The sequence below is a fragment of the Halomonas sp. M1 genome (genome assembly GCF_029581375.1).
GTDB lineage: Bacteria > Pseudomonadota > Gammaproteobacteria > Pseudomonadales > Halomonadaceae > Vreelandella.
Map to the genome: position 1 here is coordinate 764,833 of NZ_CP121119.1, position 22,888 is coordinate 787,720.

Here is a 22,888-nt window from a genome sequence, read left to right on the forward strand (position 1 = left end):
TATCCTAATCCGTTCTTATTTAGCAAATAACGATCCAAGGAGCGGCGCGATGGCGGATAAAACGGGCCTGCAGTTTACCCTGACCCTACCCGGGGTGGATGATACCGCCGTGGTGCGTTTTACCCATCGTGAAGCCCTCTCTGAGCCGTTTACCCTCTCCGTGGACTTTGCCAGCCGTACCCATGACCTGTCACCCACTGACTGTTTGGATCAGGAGGCGACGCTTAGCATTTGGCAGGACGGCGAACCGCTGCGCCGCGTGCATGGGGTGATCGCAGAGCTGCATCGCGGCGATCGCGGTCATCGGCGCAGCTTTTATCGGGTCGAGATTCGCCCTGCGCTGTGGCGGTTATCCCTGCGCCATAATTCGCGCATCTTTCAGGACGCCTCGCCTTACGATGCGATTACTACGCTAGCCAGCGAGCGCAGCCTCACCGATATCGGCTTTGCCACCACCCGCACGCCCCTGGATCGCGAGTTTTTGGTGCAGTACCGCGAGACCGACCTGGCCTTTATCGAGCGTGTGGCCGCCGAAGAGGGGTGTTTCTATTTCCATGCGTTTGAGAACGTCGAAGGGGGTAAACACTCGTTAGTGTTTGCTGACGCCACCGTGGTACTGCCCAGCATAGGCGAGCGCGTCTACCACGGTCGCGCCGGGGGCACCCCGCCCCGACGCCACGTACGCAAGTTGCGCCAGGCCAGCCGGGTACGCCCCGCTTCGGCCATGCTTAAAGACTACACGTTTAAGAACCCGCCCTACGACCAGAGTCACGAACACCACGGCCCTGGGCTGGGTGAGCATGCCCAGCGGGAAGACTACGAACATTTTGATTACCCTGGCCGTTATAAGAAGGACGCCGCCGGCAAGGCCTTCACCCGTCACCGCTTAGAATCCCTGCGTGCCGATGCCACCACCGCCGAAGCGGAGAGTGATTTACCCGAACTTGCGCCCGGTATTTGCTTTACCCTCACCGACCACGATATCGATAGCCTTAACCAAGCGTGGCAGGTGGTCTCGGTGGTGCACCATGGTGAGCAGCCCCAGGCCCTGGAAGAGGACGGGATGGCCCGGGGAGGCTATGACAGTAACAATGGGGGCAGCGGCTCTGCGTCGGCCCAGTCGGGCGAGCTAATGACCCGCTACCACAATGACGTGGTGATCATGCCGAAGGAGCAGACCTTCCGCCCGACGCCCAACCCCAAGCCGCGCGTGGATGGCCCCCAGGTGGCCTTTGTGGTGGGGCCGGAAGGTGAAGAGATCTACTGCGACGAACACGGCCGGGTCAAAGTCCAGTTCCCCTGGGACCGCTACGCCGAACCCAATGAAACCGCCAGTTGCTGGGTGCGGGTGGCCCAAGGCTGGGCAGGCGGCGGCTACGGCAGCCTAGCGATTCCCCGCATCGGCCACGAGGTCATTGTCTCGTTCCTAGAGGGCGACCCCGATCAACCGCTGGTCACCGGCCGCACCTACCACGCGGTGAACACGCCCCCGTATCCGCTGCCGGAGCACAAAACCCGCACGGTGATCCGCACCCAAAGCCACAAGGCCGACGGCTTTAACGAACTGCGCTTTGAAGACGAAGCGGGCGAAGAGCAGATTTGGCTCCACGCCCAGAAAGACCTTGAACTACTCACCCTTAATGACCGCACGGAAGAGATCAAGCGCGACAGCCACCTTAAGGTACACAACGACCGCATCAGCGAGATCGATAACGACGAGCATCACACCGTACACCGCCACCGCTTTGAGCACACCGAAGGCGCCCAGCATTTAAGCGTGGAAGGCACCATGCATATGCGTGCCGGAGAGGCCTGGTTAAGTGAGAGTGGTCAGGAACTGCATATCAAGTCGGGGCAAAAAGCGGTACTTGAAGCCGATGGCGAAATCACCCTAAAAGCCGGTGGCAGCTTTATCAAACTCGACGCCAGCGGCATCACCATCGTTGGTTCCCAAGTCAAGATCAACGCCGGTGGTTGCCCGGGTAATGGAAGTGGACAAGCCGCCGTATCCCCACGGTTAGCAGGCGAGGCAGCACTGGAGGTCAGCGATGACGTCACCCTAGAACCACATCAAGACCCACTGCTTGAAAGTGCGGCCATTGCGGCAGCCACCTGGGTGGCAAGCCAAGATGAAGCGGGGCAGGAAGAAGATCACAGCGCCAATGCAGAAAGCGAAGAAGAAACACTGATAGAAAGTGAGGCCAAAGCCGCGCTTCGCGAAAAGGCCCAGCGGTGGCAGTGCCGCCAGGAACAAATAGCTGCCGCGCGCCAGAAAGCCAACCGTTTGCCTGAACACAGTGACCAGCGCGCACATCTGTTAGCGACTGCAGAACGCTTCGAGCGCGATAACTTCGCCGTTGAGCACGCAAGGCTGGCACAGCATATTTATGAGCCAAGCCAGCCAGCGCCAATAGGTTGGGAAGATGCAAGCGACAATATGCTGACCCTTGAGCAAGCAGGCATTCCATCACCTCAGGATTTAAAACCTGATGGCAGCGACTTCCGGACGGGTGTGTGTATATCTAATCCCGAGGTCTTTGGTAACGCTTTTGAGCCAGCGCTGGTGTTTAAAGGCACTACCACACGAGAAGATTGGCTTAATAATTTTGCACAGGGTGCTGATCGACATTCCGATTACTATGAGCGAGCTGTCGACTTAGGGCGTAATGTCGAAGATTCTGGCGCTAAAATCCATATAGCGGGCCATTCGCTAGGTGGGGGTATGGCATCAGCCTCCTCCCGCGCTAGTGGCATGGCGGCAACTACCTTTAATGCTGCAGGCTTGCACCCTAATACCGTTGAGCGTTACGGGGGTACCCTGCATACTCCTGAGCAAGAAAATATTGCCGCTTACCGCGTAAGAGGAGAAGTTCTGACCAACTTGCAGGAACAAAATTCGAATTTTACTATACCTGGCATTGCCGGATGGGGCCAACAACAGCTCGCAAAAAACTTACCCAACGCAGTAGGCACCCCTTATGAGTTGCCGGGACGCAGCATTAACCGTATAGATCTCCATAGCATGACACAAGTGATTGACGGCCTGGAGGCGGAAAAAGCCTTTGATCAGCGACATCTTGCCGAAGCAACGGGACACTACTGCCAGTAGCCAAAGGATACTTTATGTGGTTCACACAAAGGCAATTGTCTCGCATGCCTATCTTAATCGTATTACTGGTAGGCCTATTGATCACTGGTTGCCAACCATCTGAAGGAGTTTCTATGTCCCGCTCATACACTGCCAGTGAGTTTTTTAACGGCCCTCAGCTTGAAATGGCCGAAGCCATCGAACGCAATGATATGGCCACCCTTCGACAGGGGGCTGAACAGGGCATTGACCTCCATGCTCGCGGCGACAGGCAGATCACCCTAATGTGGTTTGCGATGCTGCAGGAGAATACTGATGCCGTTCGAACACTGGTTGAGTTAGGGGTGCATCCCAATGAAAGCCCTGTAGAGGGTGGAGGAACCCCACTTGGTCAAGCCCTTCGGAATAAAGATACTCGCTACCTAGAAGCTATGCTGGACGGTGGGCTATCACCCAATGATGCCACGGATAATGAGGGCAATGATAAGGACTACCCGCTTATCTTTAGCACTATTACCAGTGGTACCTTAGAGCACGTTAAATTACTGGTTGAACGTGGTGCAGATATACATTACCGGCTCCGAGATGGTATCGGCTCCAGCCCGCTTGACAGCAGTACAACAGGCACTAAACCCGAAATTGCTATTTACTTACTTGAACAAGGTGCTGAGCCGAATATCCATATTAGCACAGGTGTTACCACCGCCTGGCGCGTTCATAATCGTATTAAGGGCACAAGCGGTACTGAACGAGAAGGATATTTGCAGCTTCGCGAGATGATGATTGAGCGCGGGATTGATTTCCCCCCTCCTTCGCCCGTTGAGGTACGCGAACTGATGCGCTCTGAAGGTTTGACGCCTGTAGTTCCCTTTGGTCATGATCGTTAATTGTCAGCACTACCAATGGTCACGGCAAAATGACCTTTAGCTACGGCCCAGCGCCTAATCGGCGAACAGCATGCCAGTATCCGTGGTGACAGCGGCTGGCAACACCAGCACAGCCTCACCGCCGCCGGCGCACCCCAGGCCAGCCAGTTCGGTGAGCTACCCGCGCTTAATTGGCACACCTACGGCAGCGGCCATTTGCATGGCCTAAGCGCCCCCAGCCTTGATCTGGAAATCGCCATGAAACCTGAATTCCGTCAATAAACCTTAAAGCAATGCAATTGACGATAACCTTTCACGCCAATCTGGCCTCTATACATTTGTAAGCCATCTCTTAAATCCTTGTAAGCCATTTCTTACACGCGTAAGAGATCCCTGTGACTTGCCTATCTGGGCTTGTCTCGGGCCTCGTTGCCGCTATCCTAATCCGTTCTTATTTAGCAGATAACGATCCAAGGAGCGGCGCGATGGCGGATAAAACGGGCCTGCAGTTTACCCTGACCCTACCCGGGGTGGATGATACCGCCGTGGTGCGTTTTACCCATCGTGAAGCCCTCTCTGAGCCGTTTACCCTCTCCGTGGACTTTGCCAGCCGTACCCACGACCTGTCGCCCACCGACTGTTTGGATCAGGAGGCGACGCTTAGCATTTGGCAGGACGGCGAACCGCTGCGCCGCGTGCATGGGGTGATCGCAGAGCTGCATCGCGGCGATCGCGGTCATCGACGCAGCTTTTATCGGGTCGAGATTCGCCCTGCGCTGTGGCGGTTATCCCTGCGCCATAATTCGCGCATCTTTCAGGACGCCTCGCCTTACGATGCGATTACTACGCTAGCCAGCGAGCGCAGCCTCACCGATATCGGCTTTGCCACCACCCGTACGCCCCTGGATCGCGAGTTTTTGGTGCAGTACCGCGAGACCGATCTGGCCTTTATCGAGCGTGTGGCCGCCGAAGAGGGGTGTTTCTATTTCCATGCGTTTGAGAACGTCGAAGGGGGTAAACACTCGTTAGTGTTTGCTGACGCCACCGTGGTACTGCCCAGCATAGGCGAGCGCGTCTACCACGGTCGCGCCGGGGGCACCCCGCCCCGACGCCACGTACGCAAGTTGCGTCAGGCCAGCCGGGTACGCCCCGCTTCGGCCATGCTTAAAGACTACACGTTTAAGAACCCGCCCTACGACCAGAGTCACGAACACCACGGCTCTGGGCTGGGTGAGCATGCCCAGCGGGAAGACTACGAACACTTTGACTACCCCGGCCGTTATAAGAAGGACGCCGCCGGAAAGCCCTTCACCCGCCACCGGTTAGAATCTCTACGCGCCGACGCCACCACCGCCGAAGCCGAAAGTGATCTCCCCGAACTCGCCCCCGGCATTTGTTTTACCCTCACCGACCACGATATCGATAGCCTCAACCGTGACTGGCAAGTGGTCTCGGTGGTGCACCATGGTGAGCAGCCCCAGGCCCTGGAAGAGGACGGGATGGCCCGGGGAGGCTATGACAGTAACAATGGGGGCAGCGGCTCTGCGTCGGCCCAGTCGGGCGAGCTAATGACCCGCTACCACAATGACGTGGTGATCATGCCGAAGGAGCAGACCTTCCGCCCGACGCCCAACCCCAAGCCGCGCGTGGATGGCCCCCAGGTGGCCTTTGTGGTGGGGCCGGAAGGTGAAGAGATCTACTGCGACGAACACGGCCGGGTCAAAGTCCAGTTCCCCTGGGACCGCTACGCCGAACCCAATGAAACCGCCAGTTGCTGGGTGCGGGTGGCCCAAGGCTGGGCAGGCGGCGGCTACGGCAGCATGGCGATTCCCCGCATCGGCCACGAGGTCATTGTCTCGTTCCTAGAGGGCGACCCCGATCAACCGCTGGTCACCGGCCGCACCTACCACGCGGTCAACACGCCCCCGTACCCGCTGCCGGAGCACAAAACCCGCACGGTGATCCGCACCCAAAGCCACAAGGCCGACGGCTTTAACGAACTGCGCTTTGAAGACGAAGCGGGCGAAGAGCAGATTTGGCTCCACGCCCAAAAAGACCTGGAGCTATTAACCCTTAACGACCGTACCGAGGAGATCCGCCGGGATAGCCACCTTAAGCTGCATCGCAACCGACTCAGTGAGATCCATAACGACGATCACCTCACCGTACACGGTAAACGGCACACCCTGATCAAAGGCGATGACCACCTTCAGGTGGATGAGAGCCGCCATGAAGTCTACGGTGAGTCCCAGTTGGTGGAGACCGGCCGCGAGCTGCACCACAAGGCGGGCAGCCAGATTGTCTTGGAAGCCGGTAGTGAGATCACCCTGAAGGCGGGCGGCAGCTTTATCAAGCTCGACCCGGGCGGGGTGACTATTGTCGGCCCCCAGGTCAAGATCAACTCCGGCGGTAGCCCTGGGCGCGGCCAGGGCCACGCCATTGTGCTGCCCCGCTTACCCTTTGAGGCCGAGCCCGAGGAGAGCGAGGACGTTACCCTTGAGCCGCACCAGACCCCGCTACTGAGCAGCGACATTACCGCCGCCACGCCGTTAGCACTGGACGATATCGATATTACCGATGGTCTGGCCGATGATTGCAGTGCCTGTGAGCCTGCGGTGGGTAGCCCCGTCAACCCACTGCTGGGCGCCAAGCTGCTGCCCGCGGAAACCGACTTTGCGCTACCGGCACCACGACCCTTTGTGTTTAGCCGTGGCTATCTCTCCAGCAACGGTGAGGTGGGCGCACTGGGACAGGGCTGGTCGCTCCCAGGTCAGAGCCTTGCCATTACTCTGAACGACAACGCCTGCATCATCCACGACGCCCAGGGCCGCCAGATTACCTTTGGCCCACTGGCTCCCGGTCAGGTACGCTTCTCGCCCACCGAGCAGCTATGGATTCGTCGCGGGGGCAACTCAGGCGATGAAGCGAGTAACGCGCCTCGCTGGCAAGCGTTAGACGAAACGCTGCGCAGTGATCCTGAGCGTATCGTGTTAAGCGATGCCAGCGGCTTGTATTATATCTTCGCTGCTAATGCCGCTTCTGCGACAGAAAGCGCCGCTGCTGATTCCGGTCGCTGGCCCTTAACCGAAGAGCGCGACCGCAATGGCTATGCCACCCAGTACTGCTGGGAAGGGGAGCTGTTGGTGGGGGTAATCGACAGCGCCCAGCGCCACTACCAGTTGGTTTACGACCGTATATTGCCCGCCCAGCCCGACGATGCCGGCCAACGCTTAACCGGCGTTAAGCTGGTGCAAGAACACGACGGCGAAGCAGCAGACGAGTGGTTAGTGCGCTACTCCTATAGCCCGGTGGGGGATTTGATTGCAGTGCGCCACCGTCATGGAGAGGTAGTGCGCGAGTTTGAGTGGCAAGACCATATGCTCACCGCCCACCGGGTACCCGGTGGCATGGAAGCCCACTACACCTGGGATCGCCACGCCCCGGATGGCCGGGTGGTTGGCCAGCAGGAAGCCGGTGGCCTGGCGCGCTCTTATACCTATCATGTGGATCACACCCTGGTCACCGATAGCCTGGGCCGGGAGGAGCGCTACCACTTTGTAGGCAGCGGCCCCGGCCGCCGCTGGACGGCCCACACCCGCGCCGACGGTTCGCGGATCGAGTTCCGCTATGACCGTGCGGGTCTCAAGGTAGCGACGGTGGATCCGTTGGGTCATGAGACATTGATCGAACGGGATGAGCATGGGCAAGTGATTGCCCAGACCGGCCCAGACGACACCCGCTGGGCGATGGAGCGCGATGCTCTCGGTCAGCCGATCAACATTGAAGGCCCTGAGAATCAGCGCTGGCAGATCACACGTAACAAGCTCGGCCACCCGCTGGAGGTCACCGGGCCGGAAGGCACCACTGCCTTCGCCTATGAGAATGAACAGTTACCCGACCGCCCTACCACCGTCACCGATGCGGTGGGGGCTACTCACCAGCGGGAGTGGAACGCCCTGGGCCAGATGACCGCCCAAATCGACTGTTCACAACAGCGTACCGAGTACGCCTACGACCGCCACGGTTATCTGGCCAGCATCACCAACGCCCTAGGGGAAACCACCCGCACCCAGCACGACGAGATGGGCCGACGCATCGCCACCCAGCTCCCCGACGGGCTCTACTGGCACCACCATGTAGACTCTCTTGGGCGCTTGGTGGAGCTGGAAGGCCCCCAAGGGTTTAGGCAGCAGTTCTTCTTTGATGACCATGGCCGCCCAGTACAGCGCATCGAGGCCGACGGCAGCCAGCAGTTTACCGCCTATGATGAGACCGGTCGCCTTAACGAGCTGACCCTGGGCAACGGCGCCGTCTACCGCTTTGCCTATGACGACATGGATCGCTTAGCCCGCGAGACCGGCCCCGATGGCCGCGAGCAGCAGTACCGCTACGATGACGCCGGGCGTCTGATCGAACGCATTGAAGCCAACCGAACAGGCCCTGACGGCCAGCCGCTGGTCACCCGTTACGACTATGACGAAGCCGGTCGCCTCACCGCCCGGCACCTACCCGCCACTGACCACGCCCCGGCCAGCACGGAGCAGTACCAATGGGGGACGAATGGTCAGCTACTCAGCGTCACCAACGATCATGGCGAGGTGGCCTTTAGCTACGACCACGCCCAGCGGTTAATTGGCGAACAGCAGCAACATACCGGATTAGAAGGCGGCAACGGTTGGAGCTGGCAACACCAGCATAGCCTGACGGCGACAGGTGCCCCCAAGGCCAGCCAGTTCGGCGACCTACCGGCGCTCCACTGGCACACCTACGGTAGCGGCCACCTGCACGGCATGAGTGCACCGGGCTTGGATCTTGAGGTCGCCCTGGAACCCGATGCCCTGCACCGGGAGACCCAGCGCCGTCTCAGTACCAGCGCCAATGCGCATAACCAGCCATTAATGTTGGAGCGAGGTTACACCAACCTCGGCCAGCTGGATCACCTCACCCTGCGCAGCCCGGACACCACCAGCCAGCAGAGCTATCAATACGATGCCCTGGGCCGGATGAACTTCCGCAGCCTGCAAGGTGATCCAGCAGAAAAAGTGATTGCTTACAGCTACGACGCCGCCGGGCGCTTAATCGGCAGCCAGCACGGCGATAATGCCCACCGCTACAGCGTGGACGCGGCGGGTAATCGCTTAGAGCAGGGTGTCGACAAGCAGCAAGGGCTGACGGATAACCGCCTCACCCAACTCAATGGGGCGCGCTACCGCTACGACGGTGCCGGTAACCTGATCGAACGCCAACAGCCCAACGGCGAACGCTTAACTCTGGGCTATGACGGCGCCAACCGCTTGGTGCATCTCACTCACGCCAGCGAACTGGGCTACACCCGCGAAGCCACCTACCGCTACGACGGCCTGGGCCGCCGGATCAGCAAAACCGTGCGCCACATCAACGGTACCACCGCCACCACCCACTACGGTTGGGATAGTGATCGCATCGTGCGGGAAGAAACCGAGAATCAGCGCACTACTGTAGTGTATGAGCCAGGCAGTTTTGTGCCCATGCTCAGAATCGATGATACCCAACAGGGGCAATTAGTCAGCGCCTATATCACCGATGCCCTGGGCACCCCGATGCAGTTAGTTACCCCCAACGGCCAACCCCGTTGGCTGGCCGAACCCGACGACTGGGCAGCCGTCAAAAACCAACGCGCCGTACGCAACGTCACCCAACCGATCCGGTTCCAGGGCCAATGGCACGACGAAGAGAGCGGGCTTTACTACAACCGTCACCGTTATTACGACCCGCAGCAGGGGCGGTATATTAGCCAGGATCCCATCGGTCTCAATGGGGGTACAAACTTGTATGGCTATGTAACCAATCCGACGGGGATGGTGGATCCGTTGGGGCTGTTTCAATCAGCCATGGGCAGTATCGGTGCAGCGTATGGCTCACAAGCGTTAGCACACGCTGCACCAGCTCCCTTGCCAGATCAAGGCGGCCAAGTACTAACAGGTGGAGATTACAATCCAGGGATCATTGCTTCGATTTTCCCAACAAGAATGTCGGCACTTGCTAAAGATGCAAATCATGGAAGAGCGCTGAGATATAAGGGGGCGACACGTAGTGATATCACACTTCCTGCGGCATCAGGCGCCTTAGGAGCACCAATGGTAGGTGCAGCTGCACCCGGTGCAGCAAAAATCGCGGCAGGAGCCAGTAGCACTTTAGCAGCAAGTGCAAATCAACTTAGCCTGCGTGCTATGTGCAGCGTTGCGACCGTATCGCCGGGTGCAGCTGTAGGAATGGCTAACCCAGTAGTTCAGCAAAGAGCTATTGATTTCACAAACGGATTTTTCGATCCTGGAGCGCCCCAAAATATTATGCAATTTATTGGTGGGGTAGTAGAGGGGGAGCTTGCTAAAGAGGGGTTGCCTGCCAAATGAAATCGGACAATTTCCTTTTTTTGATAGGCGGAGCAGCTGGTGTCTTTTTTGGTTTAAAGGTTTTTATCTCGCCAATACAAAGATTAAAGTCTGTAGTTTATGACTTTGGCAGCCATCATGAACTTATTGGAATCGCCATAATGATATTCAGCGCTGTTTGTATTTATAGCGCTGTAAGAAAGAAAAAATAAGCTGTGCCAATCAGATCATATACCCACCGGGCACCCGGTGGCATGGAAGCCCACTACACCTGGGATCGCCACGCCCCGGATGGCCGGGTGATGGGCCAGCAAGAAGCCGGTGGTTTGGCGCGGACGTACAGCTACCAGGTGGATCATACCCTGGTCACCGACAGCCTGGACCGAGAGGAGCGCTACCACTTTGTGGGCAGCGGCCCCGGCCGCCGCTGGTCGGCCCACACCCGCGCCGACGGCTCGCGCATTGAGTTCCTCTATGACCGTGCTGGGCGCAAGATCGCCACCGTCGATCCGCTGGGACACGAGACGCTGATTGAGCGGGATGACCACGGCCAGGTGATCGCACAAACTGGCCCGGACGGCACCCGCTGGGCCATTGAGCGCGATGCTCTCGGTCAGCCGATCAACATTGAAGGCCCTGAGAATCAGCGCTGGCAGATCACACGCAATGAGCGCGGCCACCCGCTGGAGGTCACCGGGCCGGAAGGCACCACCACCTTCGCCTATGACAATGCCGACCTGCCCAACCGCCCTACCACTATCACCGATGCGGTGGGTGCTACCCACCAGCGGGAGTGGAACGCCCTGGGCCAGGTCACCGCCCAAATCGACTGTTCACAACAGCGTACCGAGTACGCCTACGACCGCCACGGTTATCTGGCCAGCGTCACCAACGCTCTGGGGGAAACCACCCGCACCCAGCACGACGAGATGGGTCGCCGCATCGCCACCCAGCTCCCCGACGGACTCTACTGGCACCACCATATGGATACCCTTGGGCGTTTGGTAGAGCTGGAAGGCCCCCAAGGGTTTAGGCAGCAGTTCTTCTTTGATGACCACGGCCGCCCGGTGCAGCGCATCGAGGCCGATGGTAGCCAACAGTTTACCGCCTACGACGACATTGGCCGCCTCAGCGAGCTAACCCTGGGCAACGGCGCGGTGTATCGTTTTGCTTATGACGACATGGATCGCTTAGCCAGCGAGACCGGCCCCGATGGCCGCGAGCAGCAGTACCGCTACGATGCGGCCGGACGACTGATCGAACGTATCGAAGCCAACCGCCCAGGCCCTGACGGCCAGCCGCTGGTCACCCGTTACGACTATGACGAAGCCGGTCGCCTCACCGCCCGGCACCTACCCGCCACTGACCACGCCCCGGCCAGCACGGAGCAGTACCAATGGGGGACGAATGGTCAGCTACTCAGCGTCACCAACGATCATGGCGAGGTGGCCTTTAGCTACGACCACGCCCAGCGGTTAATTGGCGAACAGCAGCAACATACCGGATTAGAAGGCGGCAACGGTTGGAGCTGGCAACACCAGCATAGCCTGACGGCGACAGGTGCCCCCAAGGCCAGCCAGTTCGGCGACCTACCGGCGCTCCACTGGCACACCTACGGTAGCGGCCACCTGCACGGCATGAGTGCACCGGGCTTGGATCTTGAGGTCGCCCTGGAACCCGATGCCCTGCACCGGGAGACCCAGCGCCGTCTCAGTACCAGCGCCAATGCGCATAACCAGCCATTAATGTTGGAGCGAGGTTACACCAACCTCGGCCAGCTGGATCACCTCACCCTGCGCAGCCCGGACACCACCAGCCAGCAGAGCTATCAATACGATGCCCTGGGCCGGATGAACTTCCGCAGCCTGCAAGGTGATCCCGCAGAAAAAGTGATCGCCTACAGCTACGACGCCGCTGGGCGTTTGATCGGCAGCCAGCACGGCGATAATGCCCACCGTTACTCAGTGGACGCAGCGGGTAATCGCTTAGAGCAGGGTGTCGACAAGCAGCAAGGGCTGACGGATAACCGCCTCACTCAGCTTAACGGGGCGCGCTACCGCTACGACGGTGCCGGTAACCTGATCGAACGCCAACAGCCCAACGGCGAACGCTTAACTCTGGGCTATGACGGCGCCAACCGCTTGGTGCATCTCACTCACGCCAGCGAACTGGGCTACACCCGCGAAGCCACCTACCGCTACGACGGCCTGGGCCGCCGGATCAGCAAAACCGTGCGCCACATCAACGGTACCACCGCCACCACCCACTACGGTTGGGATAGTGATCGCATCGTGCGGGAAGAAACCGAGAATCAGCGCACTACTGTAGTGTATGAGCCAGGCAGTTTTGTGCCCATGCTCAGAATCGATGATACCCAACAGGGGCAATTAGTCAGCGCCTATATCACCGACGCCCTGGGCACGCCCATGCAGTTGGTCACCCCCAACGGCACCACCCGCTGGCAAGCCCAACCCGACGACTGGGCCGCCGTCAGAAACGAGCGCGGCAACACGCCACAACCGATCCGCTTCCAGGGCCAATGGCACGACGAAGAGAGCGGGCTTTACTACAACCGTCATCGGTACTATGACCCACAGCAAGGTAGGTATATCAGCCAGGATCCGATTGGGCTCAATGGCGGGACGAACTTGTATGGGTATGTGACCAATCCGACGGGGATGGTGGATCCGCTGGGGTTAGAAGGAGAGACTCCTTGGCGCTATAAAATTGATCGTGACGTTCACCCTATCCGCAATGTGCCCAAGATGTTTATGCAATTTGTTCATCAAGCAGTTCTTCCAAGTAAAGAAACTGCTACAACGGTTAGCAATGTAGCAGCTGTTTGCTCGCTAGCACCGCCGCTGACATCTTCATGTGGCCCAGTCTCACTGGGTGCAAGTATTTATGCGGCAGGCATAGAAGCCGTCGATGGTAACGGACGGCAAGCTGCGGCAGACATTGCACCAACGATTGCATCCGAAACAACAGGTCATATTTTTAAACGGGCCGAAATAGTAACTGATGGAGTCAGTAACGCTATTGGTGTTGCTGCAGGGTTTAAAACACAGTTCTGGGGAAATAAAGATAACCATATTGCTAGTGAACAGGAGTGTTCAAATGCTGAATAACAAAAAACTATGGTTTGGCATAGCTCTTTGGATATTGCTAGCTCTGATAATGGTGAGAGACATAGGTCTAGTTGCCACAGATTTGTTTAGCTTTGCTGTCAACTTTTTCTTTGGATTGTTTTTTAGTTATTACATTATTGCCTATCTGTTTGGGTGGGATATGCTGAATTATGGTGGGCTGCCGATGAAAAAAGGCAAAGATGACATTTGGAGAACTATTATGTTTATCGTTTTTATTTGCTTCTGGCTATGGGGTTTTTTCAGCTTTTTTAGGACTTTCTGACAAAATAAATCTCTTCTAAACACCCGCTAAGGTAAGCACGTAGTGTTGCCTTGGCGGTGACGTGGTTTTCACCATGATGCACCTTAACTCCAGGCGCACCTACGGCAGCGGCCACCTGCACGGTATGAGCGCCCCTGGCCTGGATCTAGAGATCGCCCTGGAACCCGATGCCCTGCACCGGGAGACCCAGCGCCGCCTCAGCACCGGATCCAATGCGCACAATCAGCCGCTGGTGCTGGAGCGCGGGCACACCAATCTAGGCCAGCTGGATCACCTCACGCTACGCAGCCCGGACACCACCAGCCAGCAAGCTTATCAATACGACGCCCTGGGGCGGTTGAGCTTTCGTAGCCTGCAAGGTGATCCCGCAGAAAAAGTGATCGCCTACAGCTACGACGCCGCCGGACGTTTGATCGGCAGCCAGCACGGCGATAATGCTCACCGCTACAGCGTGGATGCGGCAGGTAATCGGTTAGCGGCACCATCAACAGAGAACCCAACGCCGAACACCACCAACCAGCTGGCTCAACTCAACGGCACCCGCTATCGTTACGACGGCGCTGGCAACCTGATCGAACGCCAACAGCCCAACGGCGAACGCCTAACGCTTGGTTACGACGGCGCCAACCGCTTAGTGCACCTGATCCACGCCAGCGAATTAGGCTACACCCGCGAAGCCACCTACCGCTACGACGGCCTGGGAAGGCGCATCAGTAAAACCGTACGCCACACCAACGGCACCACCGCCACCACCCACTACGGCTGGGACGGTGATCGCATCGTTAGGGAAGAAACCGAGAACCAGCGCACCACGGTGGTCTACGAGCCGGGCAGCTTTGTGCCCATGCTGCGTATCGACGACACCCAGCAAGGCCAAATCCTCAGCGCCTATATCACAGACGCCCTGGGCACGCCCATGCAACTGGTCACTCCCAACGGCCAACCCCGCTGGCTCGCCGAACCCGACGACTGGGCGGCGGTCAAAAATCAACGCGCCGTACGCAACGTTACCCAACCGATCCGGTTCCAGGGCCAGTGGCATGACGAAGAAAGTGAGCTTTACTACAACCGCCATCGCTATTATGACCCGCAGCAGGGGCGTTATATTAGTCAGGATCCGATTGGGCTCAATGGCGGCACGAACCTGTATGGGTATGTGACGAATCCGACGGGGATGGTGGATCCGCTAGGGTTGTTTCAATCAGACATGGGCAGTATTAGTGCAGCGTATGGCTCACAAGCGTTAGCACACGCTGCACCAGCTCCCTTGCCAGATCAAGGCGGCCAAGTACTAACAGGTGGAGATTACAATCCAGGGATCATTGCTTCGATTTTCCCAACAAGAATGTCGGCACTTGCTAAAGATGCAAATCATGGAAGAGCGCTGAGATATCAGGGGGCGACACGTAGTGATATCACACTTCCTGCGGCATCAGGCGCCTTAGGAGCCCCAATGGTAGGTGCAGCTGCACCCGGTGCAGCAAAAATCGCGGCAGGAGCCAGTAGCGCTTTAGCAGCAAGTGCAAATCAGCTTAGCCTGCGTGCTATGTGCAGCGTTGCGACTGTATCGCCGGGTGCGGCTGTCGGAATAGCCAATCCGGCGGTTCAAGAAGTAGCTTTGGATATTTTAGACAGCTCATTACCAGGCCCTCCTTCACCAAATAGATCTGGCATTGTTGGCTATATTATGGGCACTGTATTTAGCCCTGAGGAGTGGGGAAAGTGAGTCAAAACTTTAAGCAAAACGCTTTAAATACTCTAACAAGCATTGCTCTTATTACATTTGGCATATACATATTAGTGACCGGCGAAATAAAGAACATGCAATTAGGAGACGAAAGAATAATCCCCGCTTCGGCTGTGATCACTTTCGGCGCATGGTTACTAATAAGAAGTGGAATAAAAATTATCAAAAAATAAGACCTGGCACCACCATGTGGATGCCCTTGGGCGTTTGGTAGAGCTGGAAGGCCCCCAAGGGTTTAGGCAGCAGTTCTTCTTTGATAACCACGGCCGCCCGGTGCAGCGCATCGAGGCCGACGGCAGCCAGCAGTTTACCGCTTACGATGACATTGGCCGCTTGAGCGAGCTGACCCTGGGCAACGGCGCTGTCTACCGTTTTGCTTACGATGAGATGGACCGCTTAGCCAGCGAGACCGGCCCCGATGGCCGCGAGCAGCAGTACCGCTACGATGCGGCTGGGCGACTGATCGAGCGCATTGAAGCCAACCGACCCGGCCCCGACGGCCAGCCGCTGGTCACTCGTTACGACTATGACGAAGCCGGTCGTCTTACCGCTCGGCACCTACCCGCCACTGAACACGCCCCGGCCAGCACGGAGCAGTGCCAGTGGGGCAGCAATGGGCAACTGGTCAGCGTCACCAATGACCACGGCGAAGTCACCTTCAGCTACGACCACGCCCAGCGGTTGATCGGCGAACAGCAGCAACATACCGGTAGCGGCTGGCAGTGGCAACACCAGCATCGCCTCACCGCCGCCGGCGCGCCCCAGGCCAGCCAGTTCGGCGAGCTACCGGCGCTCAACTGGCACACCTACGGCAGCGGCCACCTACACGGCATGAGTGCACCGGGCTTGGATCTTGAGATCGCCCTGGAACCCGATGCTCTGCACAGGGAGACCCAGCGCCGTCTCAGTACCAGCGCCAATGAGCATAACCAACCATTAATACTGGAGCGGGGTTACACTAACCTCGGCCAGCTAGATCACCTCACCCTTCGCAGCCCGGACACCACCAGCCAGCAGAGCTATCAATACGACGCTCTGGGTCGGATGAGCTTCCGCAGCCTGGAAGGTGATCCCGCCTCCAAGGTGATTGCCTACAGCTACGACGCCGCTGGGCGTTTGATCGGCAGCCAGCACGGCGACAATGCCCACCGCTACTCAGTAGACGCAGCGGGCAATCGGTTAGACGGCCAACAAGCGCTATCCGATAACCGCCTAGGTCAACTCAACGGCACCCGCTACCGCTACGACGGCGCAGGCAACCTGATCGAACGCCAACAACCCAACGGCGAACGCTTAACCCTGGGCTACGACGGCGCCAATCGCTTAGTGCACTTGATCCACGCCAGTGAGTTAGGCTACACCCGCGAAGCCACCTACCGTTACGACGGCTTAGGCCGTCGGATCAGCAAAACCGTACGCCACACCAACGGCACCACCGCCACCACCCACTACGGCTGGGACGGTGATCGCATCGTCAGGGAAGAAACCGACAACCAGCGCACTACCGTGGTCTACGAGCCCGGCAGTTTTGTGCCCATGCTGCGTATTGACGATACTCAACAGAGTCAATTAGCCAGCGCCTATATCACCGACGCTCTGGGCACTCCCATGCAGTTGGTCACCCCCAACGGCCAACCCCGCTGGCTCGCCGAGCCTGATGACTGGGCGGCGGTCAAAAATCAACGCGCCGTGCGCAACGTCACCCAACCGATCCGGTTCCAGGGGCAATGGCACGACGAAGAGTCAGGGCTTTACTACAACCGCCACCGTTATTATGACCCGCAGCAGGGGCGGTATATTAGCCAGGATCCTATCGGCCTTAATGGCGGTACGAACTTGTATGGGTATGTGACGAATCCAACGGGGATGGTGGATCCACTGGGGTTGTTTCAATCAGCCATGGGCAGTATTAGTGCAGCGTATGGCTCACAGGCGCTAGCAAATGGAGCAACCACGCCACCTCCCCCAGCAGCGCCTGCCGGCGAGGTATTAACTGGCAGTAACTATCGGCCCGGTATTATTGGTGCACTATTCCCATCCCACATGTCAGCCTTTGCGAAAGATCCACAATACGCTGAAGCACTTGGGCATCAGGGGGCAACACGTAATAATATTACACTGCCTGCGGCATCAGCCGCATTAGGGGCTCCCATGGTAGGTGCAACTGCACCGGGTGCAGCAAAAATCGCGGCAGGAGCCAGTAGCACTTTAGCAGCAAGTGCAAATCAGCTTAGCCTGCGTGCTATGTGCAGTGTGGCGACTGTATCGCCGAGTGCAGCAGTCGGAATAGCTAATCCAGGTGTGCAAGGTGCGGCTTTAGACTTCATCGATAGCGCTGTGGGTGGAACTAGCCCTAGCCCGAATATCGAAGGAATAACAGGTGCTGCAATAGACTACTTTTTCAGCCCTAAAGAGGCCTTAAGATGAACAAAATAGCCTTTTTGGTTTGGAATAAGCTTAAAAAATCTAATTTCGGCTTCTTGGCTGCTGGACTTTTATTCATTTTAGTTGGGATTGATACCTCTGCAACAGGTAAGCTTCCTAGAGGTGGCATAATTTATGACGATAATTTAAAAATCTTTTACGCCCTCATCTGGTTCACTTTTGGACTTGCCTGTATTTTTCTTGGCGTTAGAAGGAAGTAATAATTCTTTCTATACTGGTCGTTGGTAGAGGCAAATTGGGTCACAAGGCTCTGATCGAGCGGGATGAGTACGGGCAAGTGATTGCGCAGACTGGCCCGGACGGCACCCGCTGGGCCATTGAGCGGGATGCTCTGGGTCAACCGGTGAGTATCGAAGGCCCTGAGAATCAGCGCTGGCAGATCACACGCAACGAGCGCGGCCAGCCGCTGGACGTCACCGGCCCGGAAGGCACCACTGCCTTCGCTTATGAGAATGAACAGTTACCCGACCGCCCTACCACCGTCACCGATGCGGTGGGGGCTACCCACCAGCGCGAGAGGAACGCCCTGGGCCATGACACCGCCCAGATCGACTGCTCCCAGCAGCGTACCGGGTACGCTTACGACCGAAACGGCTACTTGGCCAGCGCCACCAACGCCCTAGGGTATGGCGTCCCAGTCGCCGGGTTGGGCTTGCCATTTCGTTTCGCCGTTAGGAGTGACTAACTGCATTGGCGTACCCAGGGCATCGGTGACGAGGCGCTGAGGACGTGGCCTTGTTGGGATTCATCAATGCGAAGCATGGGCACAAAACTACCCGGCTCATACACTACCGTGGAGCCTTGGTTGTCGGTGCCTTCCTGCACGATGCGGTCTCCGTCCCAGCCGTAGTGGGTGGTGGCGGTGGTGCCATCGGTGTGGCGCACGGTTTTACTGATGCGGCGGCCTAGCCCGTCGTAACGGTAAGTGGCTTCGCGGGTGTGGCCTAACTCGCTTGCGTGGCAGCACCACTCAGCCAATACGCTTCCAAGGCCAATGGCACGACGAAGAAAGCGGCTACAACCGCCACCGGTACTATGCCCGGAGCAAGGGCGTTATATGAGCCAGGACGCTATAGGCCTACAAGGCAGCGCAAACCTGAATGGCTACGTCACTAATCCTACAGGTAAGGTGAATACGCTAGTCGTCTCGCACAAACAAAAAGCTTATTAACTATCGATTAGGCATTGACCTTTTATCTCACGCTGTTAGTGTACTAGTACGCTAGTACACTAAATAACGGCTCGGTGATAAACAGTGCCTGCAAACGTTTCTTTAAATGATAATTTCCAAGCAGAGCTGGTTCGTCATTTGCTCGCCATTGACTCGCCTGAGGCAATGCACGAAGCGCTTGCCAGCCTGTTGACACCCGCGGAGTACCAAGAAATCAGTAAACGCCTGCAGATTTTTAAGCTGCTGCGCGAAGGCGTGCCCCACCGCAAAATTGCCGAAACCCTAGGTGTGGGTATTGCTACGGTTTCACGCGGGTCACGCGCTTTAACGACGCTACCCTCTTCACGGAATGATGACTTATGAGCACTGCTAACACGCACTCTACTCAAGGCCCGCAGCCGTTTACGCTTCCGCGCAAGCCTCACTATGTGACGCTGGCGGCGGACTGCGACTTCTTTGCCCTGTTTCAAAAAATTGAACGGGAGTTTGATAACTGCTACATGCTGGAGTCGCTGGGTGAAGATAGCCACATAGCGCGTCACTCCATTATAGGCTTCGACCCCGAATACATTCTGTACGCCAACGGCAACACGCTGACCATTGAAGACCGCGACGGTAACGCCAACCGCTACCCAAGTGACAACCCTTATGAACTGCTGCGCAGCCTGATCCCACAAAATATTATTTCTCGTAAATATGCAGGCGGGCTAAGCGGTTATCTTGGCTACGACGCCATGCAGTACTTCGAACCCTCACTCACCCTGAAAGCCAGTGACGACTTCGATACCTTTCGCTTTGGGCTGTATAAAGATGGTCTGATTCTCGACAAAATGACCGGCGAAGTCACCTACTTCTACTACGACAATAGCCGCTACGCGTTTCTGCAAACGCTGATCGACGCCGACGACGAACCGGCAGGCCCGCTGCACATTACCGCGTTGGGCGACACCATGAGCAAAGCCGAACACGCCGAGGCGGTTGCCAAGGTAAAGCAGGATATTATCGACGGCAAAGTATTCCAGTGCGAAGTGGGCTTTAAAAAGCGCTTCCGTATTGAAGGCGACACCCTCGCGCTCTACGACCAGCTGCGCACGATTAATCCCTCACCACAGATGTACTACGTTAAATTTGGCGAACAGAAGCTGATTGGCGCAAGCCCTGAGCTGCTTTTCCGGCTGCGCCAGGGGGAAATGGAAACCTTCCCTCTTGCGGGCACCACCCTGCGCGGCCAAACGCCTCAGGAGGATACCCAGCTTGCCCGGGCGCTGCTTAACGACCCGAAAGAGATCGCTGAGCATAATATGATTGTGGATCTGCACCGCAACGATATCGGCCGCGTCGCCCAGTTCGGAACGGTAAAAGTGCGCAGCCTGATGGACATTAAGCGCTTCAGCCATGTGCAGCATATTTCCAGCGAGATTGTGGGGATTATCGCCGAAGGTGAAGATATGTTTACGGCTCTTGCCAGCAACTTCCCGGCGGGCACACTAACCGGTGCGCCAAAAATCGAGGCTATGAAAATCATCGACGACCTGGAAAATGACGGTCGTGGCCCTTACGGCGGCGCAGTGGGCCAGTTCTCGTTTAACGGCGATTGCACCTTTGCTATTCCCATTCGCACGGTGTTTGTGAACGGTGAACGCGCTTACGTGCAAACCTGCGGCGGGAACGTATTTGATAGTAACGCCGACGATGAATACGAAGAGATTCGCCGCAAATTTGCCGGCACCCGCAAAGCCCTTGCCCCTTTTATGAGCGCGGATATGGAGAGCCAAGCATGAAGGTGCTAATTATCGATAACTACGACTCCTTCACCTATAACCTCTACCAGTTTATCGGTGAAATTCTCACTACAGAGAAGAATCGCGGCGAGCTTCCTCACTTTGAAATCATCGTCAAACGTAATAATCAGATCGATTTCAGCGCCATTGAGGAAATGGCTCCCAACCGCATCATCATCTCCCCCGGTCCAGGCTCGCCGGATGACCCGCGCTACTTTGGGGTTTGTGCTGAAGTGATCGAGAAACTCGGCAAAACCACGCCCTTGTTAGGCGTATGCCTGGGCATGCAGGGCATCGTCCATGTGTTTGGCGGCAAGGTGATTAACGCCCCACTGCCCATGCACGGCAAAATCAGCCCCATTAACCACAACAACCGCTCGGTATTTAACGGCGTACCCAACCAGCTTGAGGTGATGCGCTACCACTCACTGATTGCTGATGCGGCCTCCCTGCCCGAGTGCCTGGAAGTCACCGCCAGCGTGGGCGAACTAACGGCTGATAAGTTTGAGCAGCGTGCCAGTTGGCAGGCAGTTGGTGAGTTTGAGCTAATGGGTGTGAAACATAGGGACTATCCAATACACGGCATACAATTTCACCCGGAGTCGTTTGCCACCGAAGGCGGAAAAGAGCTAATAGCCAACTTTCTTTTCACACCTAATGGCCAAGTATAAAAGGCATTAATACCCACAGACCTCCTACATTCAGCGCTACGGTCATCCAAAATATAAGTCGAAAGCTTGTCTTTTGGGTTTTATGGCGCAGGCGCTGTTGGGCAAACCAAGCGCCCGGCCAGCCGCCTGCCAGCGCCAGCAGATGCAGCGATTTCTCGCTCACCCGCTGGCGCTTTTTAATAGCCGCTTTTTTATCAACGGCGTAAACGATATAAGCAATAACGCTGACAACAACATAAAAAACAGCTACAAGAATCAAAATAGAAGTGCTCAATCACGTTTTCGAAGAAAGCGCATAACCTGTAGCGGACGCTACTTACGGCGCGACGATGGCTTGCCACCCGCTGTGGGCTTGCCTCTTCCGGTTCGCCCCTTACCCACCGTTTTAGCGCCTGCTTTCCCTTTTATACCGGGCTTACCACTGGCAGGTTTAGCCTTCGCGTGGGCTTTTGCTGGGCCTGCGGCTTTACCTTTTGGATCTTTACGAACTTTCCCGCTTGGCTTAGCCCCCTTCTGGGCCTTTTTAGCTGCCGGTTGGTTTCCCTTTCCAGCGTCTGAACGAGCGCTATAGTTGGGCCTGCTGACTGGCTTTTTCTTCTCAGGCACAGGGTCAGAGGTCTCGGTAAGCCTAATGATGGTATCGATCTCTTTCGGCGTTAAATCCCGCCAGTCGCCCAGCGCCAAGCCTTTTAGCGAGACATTCATGATGCGTGTGCGAACCAGCTGGGTAACGTCGTAGCCGAAATACTCACACATGCGGCGGATCTGGCGGTTTAGCCCTTGTACCAGCGTAATGGTGAATACAAACGTCGACTCTTTAGCGACCTTACACTTTTTGGTCACCTGCCCTAAGATCGGCACGCCACCCTGCATACCGGCAATAAACTCATCGGTAATCGGCTTATTGACCGTCACCACGTACTCTTTTTCATGGTTGTTATTAGCGCGCAGAATTTTATTCACCAAGTCGCCATTATTGGTGAGGAAAATAAGCCCTTGGGAGTCTTTATCCAGGCGCCCAATGGGAAAGATACGCGTGCCGTGTTTTACGAACTCAACGATGTTGTCTTTTTCCGCCGACTCTGTGGTGCTGACAATACCCACCGGCTTGTTAAGCGCGATAAGGACTAAATCTTCCTCCTCCTGAGGCTCAATGTCCTGACCGTTAACTTTTACCCGATCACCCGCCACTACTTGGTCGCCGGTGGTCGCACGGCGGCCGTTGATCCAGACATTGCCTTGTTCCACATAGCGGTCAGCCTCACGGCGGGAACAGAGGCCGCTTTCGCTGATGTATTTATTAATTCGAGTAGATTTTCGTAACGACATAAAACGCC

General features: G+C 57.1%; 14 protein-coding genes and 2 pseudogenes. 13 read left to right on the forward strand and 3 right to left on the reverse strand.

Going from position 1 to position 22,888, the window contains the following annotated elements; all coding sequences use genetic code 11:
- Positions 1 to 49 precede the first annotated feature (49 nt).
- From tssI (P8S54_RS03475) to P8S54_RS03520, 10 genes and pseudogenes are all read left to right on the forward strand, one after another.
- Positions 50 to 2,032: pseudogene (gene tssI / locus P8S54_RS03475) on the forward strand (type VI secretion system tip protein TssI/VgrG); the annotation flags it as partial.
- Positions 2,033 to 3,222: 1,190 nt separating this feature from the next.
- Complete coding sequence (locus tag P8S54_RS03480) at positions 3,223 to 3,975, forward strand: ankyrin repeat domain-containing protein (protein ID WP_281443253.1); 753 nt, start codon at positions 3,223 to 3,225, stop codon at positions 3,973 to 3,975.
- A 464-nt stretch (positions 3,976 to 4,439) separates the two neighbouring features.
- Positions 4,440 to 6,392, forward strand: a pseudogene (gene tssI / locus P8S54_RS03485) (type VI secretion system tip protein TssI/VgrG); the annotation flags it as partial.
- 177 nt (positions 6,393 to 6,569) lie between these two features.
- Positions 6,570 to 10,346, forward strand: a complete 3,777-nt coding sequence (locus P8S54_RS03490; protein ID WP_281444056.1) for an RHS repeat-associated core domain-containing protein — start codon at positions 6,570 to 6,572, stop codon at positions 10,344 to 10,346.
- Between the two features lie 194 nt (positions 10,347 to 10,540).
- Complete coding sequence (locus tag P8S54_RS03495) at positions 10,541 to 13,453, forward strand: RHS repeat-associated core domain-containing protein (protein WP_281443254.1); 2,913 nt, start codon at positions 10,541 to 10,543, stop codon at positions 13,451 to 13,453.
- Positions 13,443 to 13,736 carry a hypothetical protein gene (locus P8S54_RS03500; RefSeq protein ID WP_281443255.1) on the forward strand — a complete coding sequence of 98 codons (294 nt, stop codon included), beginning with the start codon at positions 13,443 to 13,445 and terminating at the stop codon, positions 13,734 to 13,736. Before P8S54_RS03495 ends, P8S54_RS03500 begins: the two co-directional genes overlap by 11 nt.
- Positions 13,737 to 13,809: 73 nt before the next feature.
- The gene (locus P8S54_RS03505; RefSeq protein WP_281443256.1) at positions 13,810 to 15,462 is read left to right on the forward strand and encodes an RHS repeat-associated core domain-containing protein; all 1,653 of its coding nucleotides are present in this window, start codon (positions 13,810 to 13,812) and stop codon (positions 15,460 to 15,462) included.
- A gap of 210 nt (positions 15,463 to 15,672) precedes the next feature.
- Positions 15,673 to 17,910 carry an RHS repeat-associated core domain-containing protein gene (locus P8S54_RS03510; protein ID WP_281443257.1) on the forward strand — a complete coding sequence of 746 codons (2,238 nt, stop codon included), beginning with the start codon at positions 15,673 to 15,675 and terminating at the stop codon, positions 17,908 to 17,910.
- Entirely contained in the window at positions 17,907 to 18,128 is a 222-nt protein-coding gene (locus P8S54_RS03515; protein ID WP_281443258.1) for a hypothetical protein, read from the forward strand. The genes P8S54_RS03510 and P8S54_RS03515 overlap by 4 nt, the downstream gene beginning before the upstream one ends.
- 35 nt (positions 18,129 to 18,163) lie before the next feature.
- Positions 18,164 to 18,613: a hypothetical protein gene (locus P8S54_RS03520; RefSeq protein WP_281443259.1), complete on the forward strand. Its 450-nt coding sequence runs from the start codon at positions 18,164 to 18,166 to the stop codon at positions 18,611 to 18,613.
- Here the strand turns inward: P8S54_RS03520 and P8S54_RS03525 are convergent.
- Positions 18,610 to 18,906, reverse strand: coding sequence for a hypothetical protein (locus tag P8S54_RS03525; protein ID WP_281443260.1), 297 nt, complete (start codon positions 18,904 to 18,906; stop codon positions 18,610 to 18,612). The two genes, P8S54_RS03520 and P8S54_RS03525, sit on opposite strands and share 4 nt — an antisense overlap.
- Positions 18,907 to 19,183: 277 nt before the next feature.
- Between P8S54_RS03525 and P8S54_RS03530 the strand changes: the two genes are divergently transcribed.
- Genes P8S54_RS03530 through P8S54_RS03540 form a run of 3 tightly spaced genes read left to right on the forward strand, consistent with a single transcriptional unit; the run spans position 19,184 to position 21,551 of the window.
- The gene (locus P8S54_RS03530; protein WP_281443261.1) at positions 19,184 to 19,462 is read left to right on the forward strand and encodes a Trp family transcriptional regulator; all 279 of its coding nucleotides are present in this window, start codon (positions 19,184 to 19,186) and stop codon (positions 19,460 to 19,462) included.
- The gene (locus P8S54_RS03535; protein ID WP_281443262.1) at positions 19,459 to 20,880 is read left to right on the forward strand and encodes an anthranilate synthase component I family protein; all 1,422 of its coding nucleotides are present in this window, start codon (positions 19,459 to 19,461) and stop codon (positions 20,878 to 20,880) included. Before P8S54_RS03530 ends, P8S54_RS03535 begins: the two co-directional genes overlap by 4 nt.
- On the forward strand, positions 20,877 to 21,551 hold the full coding sequence (locus P8S54_RS03540) for an aminodeoxychorismate/anthranilate synthase component II (RefSeq protein ID WP_281443263.1): 675 nt from the start codon (positions 20,877 to 20,879) through the stop codon (positions 21,549 to 21,551). The genes P8S54_RS03535 and P8S54_RS03540 overlap by 4 nt, the downstream gene beginning before the upstream one ends.
- On the opposite strand, the gene P8S54_RS03545 is transcribed toward P8S54_RS03540, so the two are convergent.
- A complete protein-coding gene (locus P8S54_RS03545) occupies positions 21,535 to 21,825 on the reverse strand; it encodes a DUF1294 domain-containing protein (protein ID WP_281443264.1) in 291 nt (96 codons plus the stop codon). The genes P8S54_RS03540 and P8S54_RS03545 overlap by 17 nt on opposite strands.
- Before the next feature lie 38 nt (positions 21,826 to 21,863).
- Positions 21,864 to 22,880, reverse strand: coding sequence for a 23S rRNA pseudouridine(2604) synthase RluF (rluF, locus tag P8S54_RS03550; protein ID WP_281443265.1), 1,017 nt, complete (start codon positions 22,878 to 22,880; stop codon positions 21,864 to 21,866).
- Positions 22,881 to 22,888: the final 8 nt, after the last annotated feature.